This window comes from Megasphaera hominis (genome assembly GCF_014269395.1).
Classification (GTDB): domain Bacteria; phylum Bacillota; class Negativicutes; order Veillonellales; family Megasphaeraceae; genus Megasphaera; species Megasphaera hominis.
In genome coordinates this window covers 36,837-44,177 of record NZ_JACOGK010000024.1, presented here as the reverse complement: position 1 = coordinate 44,177, position 7,341 = coordinate 36,837, and the positions used below count along the sequence as shown (strand labels likewise).

Below are 7,341 nucleotides of genomic sequence, written 5' to 3'. Positions count from 1 at the left end.
GCGACCTATTTCTAATCGTTGTTCTTTCGTTAATTTCACGTGGCAACCTCCCATCTAACAATTGAGGGCATCGGATACTAATTAGAAAATCTTTTATCCAAGATTACTACATTTAGTATCCAATTTCTACCCCCTCCATGTCCAACTTTAGCATACCACGTGCAGGCACATGCCTTACATTTTCGCTTCCTCACGTCTTACCTTCCCACGGGTAAAACGGAAAATTCAGCTTATGCATTCATAAAAAATATGAATGGCATGAACTTACTATACAGTACTTTTAAACATTTTTCAAATTTTATAAACTAATCAATCATAATTAGTAGAAATAATACCACCAACATCGGTCAAACTCTTTCATTTTAGGTCTTTCTTATGCGCGAATTTTCTCGAAAATGCGCAAAAAAAGCAATCTTTCGCTTACTATAAGTCAGAAAGATTGCTACCAAAAAATATTTTATGAAATTTTTATGCAAAATATATCAAATCCATCAAAAGTACTAATTTCCCCTACAATCAAAAAACTGCATAACTACAATTAATACCTGGGCTAAATACTTTTCGTATTACTAACTATATGCAAGTATATACAAAAAATAGCTTTTTCGGGCTATTTTTACATATCTTTTTCTTTTTGATACGCAATATACTTGGCTCCCCAGGCGCCAATACTGTCCAAAACGGGCTGAAATTCTTTGCCAATATCTGTCAGAGAATACTCTACCTTAGGCGGAATCTGGGCGTATTCTTTGCGGTGGATGAGGCCTTCTGCTTCTAGTTGCTTGAGCTGGTTAGACAGAGTGGCGTGGGTCATTTTGGGGAGTTTTCTTTGGAGTTCATTGAAGCGGGTCGGGCCCAGGCTGAGGTAGTACATGATGATAATGGCCCATTTGCCTTGGATGAGGCGCTGGGCAATGAGGCATGGGCAGGTGATTTCTTGTTCTAGCTTCAAGCGGCATCGCTCCTTGTGGTATGTTTCAGGATACTAGGTATGTTTCAGAATCGTTCTTGCGCATTTCGATTACACGTCATAAAATGTACCTACGATTCGATTGAGACCTATGATAGCATATCGGCTCGTAGATTACAACAAAGGAAGTGCTTTTTCTAATGGCAAATGTCTTAATCCTGAACGGCGGCCCCCGGAAAAACGGTAATACGGCAGAGTTGATCCGTGCCTTTTCTGAGGCGGCCCAGGCCGATAGCCATGTCGTGCAGGAGTTTCACCTGCAAGGCATGACGATCCACGGCTGCTTGAGTTGTCACCAGTGCGGCAAGGCTGGCAAGGATTGCGTGCAAACAGATGATATGGAAAAAATATACCCGGCGTTCCGGGAGTCCCAGGTCATCGTCTTTGCTTCGCCGATTTACTTTGCGTCTATTACGGGAACGTTGAAGACGGCCATTGACCGGCTTTTTGCGCTGTGGCAGACCTTGCCCCAGGCAGAGCTCACGAATAAGAAATCAGCCTTGCTTTTGACAGCCAATCAGCCGACATGGTGTCAGACACCGGTCACGTGGTATCACGAGCTCTTCACGCAGGCCATGGGCTGGGAGGATTTGGGTGTCGTCTATGGGCACGGTAGTCTCTATGGTGCCGGCAAGGCCGACGATCCTGCTAGTGTAGCTGCTGCGGCAGCCATTGGTCATTCCATTTAAGGAGGAATATACATATGAAAAAAGTCATCTTATTAAACGCGAGTCCCCGCAAGAATTTTAATACGGCAAAGCTGCTCCGGGAAGCGGAAAAAGGCGCTCAGGCTGCAGGCGCGGAAACGGAATATATCGATTTAAACAGTCTCACCTTCAAAGGCTGTCAGAGCTGCCTCGCTTGTAAACGCAAGGATGCCGCACGCTGCAAATGCTTTTGGCATGACGACCTCTCGCCAGTCATCGACGGCGTCCTGCAAGCCGATGCCGTGATCCTGGGCACGCCCATCTACTTCTCCGAACCGACAGCCCTCTTCCGAGGCTTCTTGGAACGTCTTCTCTTCTGCTGTCTTTCCTACGACGGAGGAACGACGTATTTCCAAGGCAAGCTGCCTGTCGGCATCATTTATGATATGAACGCGCCACAGGAATACTACGAATCAACGTACAAGGAAAAATTCAAAGAAATAGAATCCCTCTTCACTATGGTACTCCACAGCGACGTGTCAGCCGTAGCCTCCTGTGGTACGATTCAGGTGGCTGATTATACGAAATATGCCATGAGCCTTCTCGATGGCAAGGAACGACTGGAACTGGGGAAAAAACAATTCCCCGAAGACTTGAAAGCAGCCTTTGAACTCGGCGGGAAACTGGGACAATAAGGCGTTAGTTTGCAAAAACCCGCTCCTACAGGTTCGTACCTGTAAGAGCGGGTTTTTCGTCAGCTAATATTTGAAAGACACCAGCGCAGAACATACCGCACGACCGGGATAAAGGTGAAACGGACAGCTGTATAAAGTGGATCACGGTGCCGCAGGAGCTTTGCTTTCTCCGGGGCGTGACGTGCCTGTGTGGGCGTTACGCCATGGTGCGAGCAGCTAATCCACTGTCGACAGCTTGTATTTCTCCTCTTTCCCGCTTTGCTTTTTAGAAAGCTCTGCCGATGGTGATGGTGTAGTCTATGCCTTTTTTCATGCCTACCCAGCCTCTGAGTTTGACGTCGGCATTCCAGGGGTTGTCGGCGTGGCTCTTGCTGGACCAGCCCAGTTCTAAGAAGCCGGCGTCGCCTTTGCCGTTGCTTTCAGGGAGGTCGAAGTTGTTGTACGACGCTCTGGCTGTGCCGTCAAATTCGTGGTCCCAGCCGAGTCCTGCGTAGTAGGTTTGGTTTTCCTGGTAATGCTTCGTCCAGCGGAAGCCGATGCGGCTGCGGACGGAGTCAGCGCTGTCGAATTGGTATTGGGCTTTGCCGAGGTCGCTGTAGATGTCTACGTCGTCACTGAAGATGTGGGACCAGAAGAGTTTCGTGTAGATGTCGTAGTCGTTATCCTTGTGGGTGTAGAGTTTGCCCAGCCCCAGTTGAGCTGCAATGTAATTTGTGTCTGTGTCGTAGCTGATGTGGTGGCCGGCGATGTCGGCGTGATAGTCCGTATTGAGCTGGCCGGCGCGGAGGACAGCTTCGTAGTGCAGGCCGTCGGTGCGGTCGCGACGGACGAGGAAACCAGCGCCGATGTACTGCTGGTTACCGTCACCGCGGGCGCCCTGATAGCGTTCGGTGTAGTTGCCGTTGCCGTATTCTAAAAACGGCATGTACGTGTCGATGTAGTCGTCGTGGTACGAGCGTTTGACGAAGCCCAGTTCGCTATTGAAGCCTTGCGTGTTGGTAGTCGAGTCTGTGTCGTAGCGGAGGTCATGTCCGCCTAAGAGGACGTAGGGTGTGTATTTCTTCCAGACTTCGTGGTCATCCCAGCCGGCGTGGCTGCCCATTTCTGCGTTCCACGTGGCGACGGCTGTTTCGTAGCCGCTGGTGGAGGCTGTGTCCGTCACGTCCGTGACGGTATTGACAGCTTGCCTACGCTGGGAGGTCATGATCTTAGTTGCCGGGATAATCGTGCCCTGACTATCTTCCGGAATGTAGAGGACGACCGTTTCCGAATTCTGCTTTTTGATGAGGACGTTGTAGCGGACGAGGCCCGGCGTGACGACGTAGTCGCGGCCGCTCATCATGGAGTACGTCGTGTTTCCATCGGTGGTGACGCCGTTGGCGCTGTCGTGGATGAGGTTGATAACCTGGCCCGGACGGATTTGCGTGTTGTCGTAGACACCGGCTGTAATGGCAGCGCCGCTGACGTCAGCGGTATTTGTGACTTCAATCATCGTTTCCCCTGCTGTTGTACCTTCGGGGACGTAGAAGTTGAGGTTTTGGAAGTAACCCAGGTTTTCTACGGTATTATCTTTCGTATAAAGATTGAGTGTATTATTCGTGCTTTTCGCTTTATCCGTCGGTGTATAACCGCCGTAGAGGCTCATCATGACGCCCAGAGTGCCGCCGTAGACGTTGACCGTGTTGCTGTCGGCTGCGCCGTCTTTCGTGTAGCCTGCGGCGATGAGGTTGCCGTCTTCATCTACGGCGTCTGTCGTGCCGATGGTGCCATCATAGATGTCCAATGTGTTGCCAGAAGCATCGCCTGCCGTGGTCTGGCCGGCTACGACGTTTTCCTCTACGGTGCCGCCGTTGATGGTGACCGTATTCTTCGACGACGAGCCGCCCAGCTCATTGTTGCCGCCTATGACCGTGCCGGCTGTAACGCCTTCACCTATGCTGACTGTATTGCTGTTCGTCGTGCCTTCTACATCCGTTCCAGAATCCTGTAACCAGCCACCGTAAATCCGGGAAACGTCGACGGAACCACCATCGATATAGATACTATTGTCATCTGCCCCAGGCAGAATGGTCTTTGACTCATCATCTTTAGCCGTTGCCGTCACCCCGGTTGATACACCGGCCGCTATAGTCGTCCCGTCATCATTCGCAATATTGGAAATGGTCGTATCAGAAATCGTGACGGCATTATCAGAGACTGTCGTATTACTGTAGCCTCCATAGATAGTGGCAGCTCCTGATATATTGGTTTGGGAAAGGGTCATCGTGTTTTGGGTAGCTTCTATTTCTCCTACTGTGCCTACTAATAATCCATCTGAAAAAGTCAAGGACCCTCCTATGATAGAAAACGCATTATCATGGGCGTAGCCGCCCGCATTTCCCAGTATACGATAGGTGTCGGTGATGGTGGCATTGGTTAATACTTCCGTATTGTTGTATACATCCGAATCTCCATAGGCGCCATATAGCATCAGCAAGCCGGACAACTTGCTATCTGTAATGTACAGGTTGTTATTAACGGCTTCTGTATGCCCTTGACTGCCTATTATGTAAAATCCATCTTCATTAGAAAGGAGGCTATCGGAAATAGAAAAGGTATTGCCTGAGACTGATCCTGATTTTGAATTTGAACCTATTAATTGGGAAATTCCAACCAACTCTGTATGATTTGTGACACTAAACGTATTATTATTGGCCTCTGTGTCTCCCTCTGCCCCAACTACGTTCATGGAGGCACCTGAAATATGGCTATTGCTGAAGGAAACCGTTGTCCCCGATGCAGCGCCACTTGAAGTATAACTGCCGTGCATAGAGGATACATTTTTTAAGGTAGCATCCGTAATAGAAAGAGTGTTGTCGCTCGCTCCACTGATACCATTCCCAGCGTAGATAGTAAGGCCCGATGTATCCTGCGTCGGCGTAGTCCCCGTGATGGTAGCATCGTTGATGGAAACGGTATTCCCGGAGGCTGCTGCTGTCTCTGCCGGAGTATACTGACTTACGAAGGTTCTGCCGCCGATAATTTCTCCTATATTATCTATCGTAGTATCGGTACCGGTGATCGTCACCGTATTGCCTGACGCGGAGCCGTTTTCTGCTTCCCCGCCGACAATCCTGCTTTTCAAATCTGCAGCTATTCCTTCCGTTGAGCTACTTGGTATTTGATATAAAGCAGAATCCCCTAAGGTTATGGATGTATCAGCGAGAGTGACCGTATTATTGTTGGCTGCTGTTACACCCAAGCCACCATACATTTCTGTAATGCCATCTTCGATGGTGCTATTGCTGATATACACTTCATTATTCGAGCTATCTGCCGAATCATCATCGAAGAAGCTATCATTTGTATTAACCAAGCCGCCGGCAATTACACCGTTGGGCAAGGTTTCGATAGACCAGCCTACGCCGGGCAACGTTTCTACAGCTACAGGATTGGTGTTACTACCTATGGTGCTGCCATAGACGTATACCTTATTTCCTGTCGTGCTCCCACTATCAGAAAGACCACCTATGAGGGTAGTACCGACAACGGGGCTTGTCGAAAAATCGGCTGACCCGATGGTAACGATATTATCCGTGGCATCTTTATACAAAGAATAGCCGCCTATAGCCGCAGATGTAGTGCCACTCGTCTCATGAACTTCATTTTTCCGGGCATAGCCAAAGGCAACACCGCCATAAACAGCACCAGTGATGTTCATCGTATTAGGTTTCGTTTCATCGATAAATACTAAATTTCCTATGGCATTATAATAATAAGCAGGTGCCTGAAAATCCAAAATACGGATCCCTTTGATTCCGACTATACTATTCCCTCTTCCGCCGTCCGCTGCGGAAATACCGCCAGCGACGATGTAAAGTGTGCCATCTGTTACATGAATCTGATTATCCGTAGCATCGCCAGTTAACACATTGGCGCCTGACGCAATGCCACCCGCCGCAACTACGGACCCGGCACTGCCATCGACATCGGTCAAGGTGACGACGTTATCAGTTACAGAGCCTTGGAGACTGCAACCGCCGTAGATATTCAGGCCTTCGCCGGCCGTAATATCAGATAAGGTCACCTGGTTGGCATCAGCCGTCATACTCTCGGTATAGCCACCGGCAACGAGATTGGTCAGCGTGCTGTTGCGGACGACGACCGTATTATTGGCAGCTGTGCCTTTACTGGTATAGCCGCCAAAAATTGTATCATACGAGCCATTATCACCGGACGTAGCATACGTGCCGGCAGTTTCTTCAGCCGCACTGGTACCGATGTAAACAGCATTGTACGTCACGGGGGCATTGGCAGTCACTTTTATAGAAGATCTGTAATCGTACCGGTTGGGACTGGAGCCGGTCACATAGGCGGCACCGCCATAAATAGACACATTGGTCCCCTCTGCAGGCGCTGCGCCTTTGATGGTCACTGTATTGTGGGAAATAGCAAAGGTTTCTGTCGCTTCCGGGGTAAATTGATTATTCCAGGTACGTAGTTCTTCATCGCTGTAGGTGTGCGTATCTTCATTGCTGTCCACTACGTAAGCGCCAAAAACGTTGACACTGCCCGTACCGTCACCGATAGTGGTATTGGTCAGGTTTACTGTATTATTGCTGACCTGCGTCTGGTCACTATTGCCTGTCTGTTGCAGGACAAGGGCGCCAAAAATATCCGCCCCCGGATCTGCTGAGGCGATCGTACCGCCCGTGATGTTCACAGTATTTCCCGAGGCATCTGCAGCGCTCATTGTAGCGCCATTACCGATGGCCGGATTGTCCGTGTTCGTGGTCGTAATCCCGTAACCACTGGTATCCCCTGTTTCGGTCTTTACATCATCCCCATTTATGGAAACAGTTGCCGCCTGAACAGGCACAGCCTGCAAGGAAAAGCCTAAAATACTGGATAAAATAAGTCCACTTATGATTCTTCTACTCTTTTTACATGTTCGTTTCATTTTTCATTCCTCCCCAGGGTCACCATACAAAAAATGATACAACCGTTTGCTATTCCCCATGTACATGTAGCAAACCATATTACACATTTA

4 protein-coding genes are annotated in these 7,341 nt (G+C 49.1%); 2 read left to right on the top strand and 2 right to left on the bottom strand.

What is annotated here, in order from left to right:
- Positions 1-616 precede the first annotated feature (616 nt).
- Entirely contained in the window at positions 617-952 is a 336-nt protein-coding gene (locus H8J70_RS08665; RefSeq protein ID WP_246415325.1) for a winged helix-turn-helix transcriptional regulator, read from the bottom strand.
- A gap of 158 nt (positions 953-1,110) precedes the next feature.
- Here H8J70_RS08665 and H8J70_RS08660 point away from each other — a divergent pair, with 158 nt between their 5' ends.
- Both H8J70_RS08660 and H8J70_RS08655 read left to right on the top strand, forming a co-directional pair.
- Positions 1,111-1,659 (top strand): flavodoxin family protein, encoded by a 549-nt coding sequence (locus H8J70_RS08660; RefSeq protein ID WP_186503599.1) that lies wholly within the window; start codon positions 1,111-1,113, stop codon positions 1,657-1,659.
- A gap of 14 nt (positions 1,660-1,673) precedes the next feature.
- Positions 1,674-2,312: a flavodoxin family protein gene (locus H8J70_RS08655; RefSeq protein WP_186503597.1), complete on the top strand. Its 639-nt coding sequence runs from the start codon at positions 1,674-1,676 to the stop codon at positions 2,310-2,312.
- Between the two features lie 265 nt (positions 2,313-2,577).
- Here the strand turns inward: H8J70_RS08655 and H8J70_RS08650 are convergent, their stop codons facing one another.
- On the bottom strand, positions 2,578-7,251 hold the full coding sequence (locus tag H8J70_RS08650) for an autotransporter outer membrane beta-barrel domain-containing protein (protein ID WP_186503596.1): 4,674 nt from the start codon (positions 7,249-7,251) through the stop codon (positions 2,578-2,580).
- Positions 7,252-7,341 lie beyond the last annotated feature (90 nt).

Excerpts from the sequence above, each read along its gene's own strand:
- H8J70_RS08650 (WP_186503596.1), bottom strand. The coding sequence starts at position 7,251 with ATGAAACGAACATGTAAAAAGAGTAGAAGAATCATAAGTGGACTTATT.
- H8J70_RS08655 (WP_186503597.1), top strand. The coding sequence starts at position 1,674 with ATGAAAAAAGTCATCTTATTAAACGCGAGTCCCCGCAAGAATTTTAAT.
- H8J70_RS08660 (WP_186503599.1), top strand. The coding sequence starts at position 1,111 with ATGGCAAATGTCTTAATCCTGAACGGCGGCCCCCGGAAAAACGGTAAT.